The organism is Vibrio sp. 10N.222.46.A1 (assembly GCF_041473595.1).
Classification (GTDB): Bacteria; Pseudomonadota; Gammaproteobacteria; order Enterobacterales; family Vibrionaceae; genus Vibrio; species Vibrio tasmaniensis_A.
This window is the reverse complement of the sequence record NZ_JBFRSN010000448.1, coordinates 1-2363: the sequence shown is the minus strand read 5'-3', so window position 1 is coordinate 2363 and position 2363 is coordinate 1. Positions and strand designations below refer to the sequence as shown.

The following is a 2363-nucleotide window of genomic DNA, read 5'->3' as shown; positions in this document are numbered from 1 at the left end:
GATGTAGAGCGCCATATCAGTAACGCGCTCGCGGGCCTTTTCTCGCTGGGTGGCAAGAACGATGTGGCCGTAGTTGAAAACCTCATCAAGTTTGATGAGTGTTTTGAAGGCTTCAGCTACGAAGGTGTGCCAGACGTACGAATCATCGTATTCAAAGGCTACCCTGTGATGGCGATGATGCGTCTGTCCACTTCAGATTCAGATGGTAAGGCTAACTTGCACCAAGGTGCTGTTGGTGTGGGTATAGACATTGCGACAGGTAAAGCGGTTCGAGCGGTTCAGTTCGATCAGCCTGTTACACACCATCCAGATACGGGTAAAGAACTCGCGTTATTACAAGTTCCTCACTGGGAAAAGCTGTTAACTCTAGCATCAAGTGCTTGGGAAATGACGGGCTTAGGCTATATGGGTACTGACATGGTATTAGACCAAGAAGAAGGCCCTATGGTACTAGAACTTAATGCTCGACCTGGTTTAGCTATCCAAATAGCGAACGGCGCGGGGCTACTTCCTAGACTGCATCATATTGAAAACCTTGGCACGCCTGCTGAATATCCAAAACCTGCGGAGCGTGTTGCTTACGCTGCAAAACAGTTCGGTCACAACTAGTCAAAATTTTGTCACTTAAATTTTAGGCCAAAATTTGGGGTGTTTGGGGTTATCTCCCCTTGCATCCCAATCCTTTCTATACGCTTACTTCAGCAACACATTCACACCAAAAATAGATTAAAAGGTACTTATTTGTGCTAATTCCGCCTAGGAAGTAGAAAAATACGCACCATCAAAATCAATTAAAACCCATCAAATTTGTGTAGATACCCTATTCACTGTAAATCCCACGCATAAGTATTCACACTGCTTGTTTGTAACGACGTTCCCTTACAAAACGACCAACAAATAAATTGTAACCCTATGTTAGCATACGGATAATTTAGTCAATAAAATAAGCAACAACTGTTAAGGAAATGCTCTGATGACCGTCAAAAATAAGATTATGCTAACAATTAGCGGCCTAATCTGTTTAACGATTTTAGTTATATCTACGATAGGATATTTCGAATTTAAGTCTGCCACCACGGATGACTACCGTCATAACTTGTCTACGAAATCGTTTCTTGTAGCCAAAGCTGTCGAAGGGAAAATGGAAGCGTATTTCGGCGCTTTGGAAAGCATTTCAACCAGTATCCATACTGATAGATCCGGTAACATCATGATCAACCCGATGCTGTTGAAAATGATGACGAACAGTAAAGAATCTCTTGGTGTTCTTAATATTTACATCGGTCTTCCTGATGGCAAAACTTACGACGTTAAAAATCAAGGTATCATTCCCAACTTTAATGCTAAGCAAAAACAACGCGAATGGTTCAACCTTGGGTTTTCAGGTGCAAAACGATCAGTAACTAACCCTTACCTAGCAACAACAGGGCATTTAACCATGTCGGTTGTTATTCCTTTTAAAGCCAGAGGCGAAACGAAAGCAGTGATTGGCCTTAGTCTTAAAATGAGTGATATTACAGACTATATAAACGAGCTATCTGAAGAGCCAAACTTATTTGTCTCTCGCCAAGATGGTTTCCTTGTTGCCGCTAGCTATGAAGATTTTATTGGTAAAAATATCTACGATCTTCGACCATCATACCGTGAACACGGTAGTAAGATGACCAGTGAGCACTCTTACAATGTTCCAGATAAAGGCGATTTTTATGTCGTTTCGTCTCAAATTGAGTCATTAGGTTGGAATATTTGGGCTTGGGCAAGTTGGGACGACATTGAAGCGCCTTCAAATGCGATGGTGAAAATAAATACTGTAGTTGGTCTAATTTTCGCGGTTATGGCAACCGGAATAACATTCTTATTAGTTACCCGATTAATGTATCGTCCTATTGGCGGGGAGCCACAATACATAGAGGCTCTTGTTAGTCGAATCTCGGCAGGAGACCTGACCAACATCCCTAAATTAAATGGCGATGAAACGGGGATCTACCGTTCAACTCTTGAAATGGCAGGTAACCTCCAAGGTATTATTGGCAATATTGAGCAGTCTTCAAACTCTCTCTCATCACAATCTTCATCTCTTGAGACCTCGTCAAATCAGTTAAGTACCTCATCAGAAGAGCAAATGATGCAGCTAGAGCAAGTTGCAACCGCGATGAATCAGATGACCGCGACTGTTGCGGAAGTGGCTCAAAATGCGATGCAGGCATCATCATCATCCAATGAGGCAAGCCTTTCATCTCAGTCAGGTCTTGAGACTGTGGGTGACATGAACCAGCAAATCAGCTTACTTGTAACGAATATTGAGCAGGTTCAAGATTCGATTTTGGGTGTTGAAAAAGAAACTCAAAATGTAGGTAGCATAC

At 42.2% G+C, this 2363-nt stretch carries 2 protein-coding genes; both read left to right on the top strand.

Features of this window, described 5'->3' with window-relative positions; translation table 11 throughout:
- A partial coding sequence (locus AB4496_RS13720; RefSeq protein WP_372131154.1) for an alpha-L-glutamate ligase-like protein occupies positions 1–609 on the top strand: 609 nt, incomplete at its 5' end.
- A 364-nt stretch (positions 610–973) separates the two neighbouring features.
- Positions 974–2363, top strand: a 1390-nt coding sequence (locus AB4496_RS13715; protein ID WP_372131152.1) for a methyl-accepting chemotaxis protein, incomplete at its 3' end; no start/stop codon positions are given.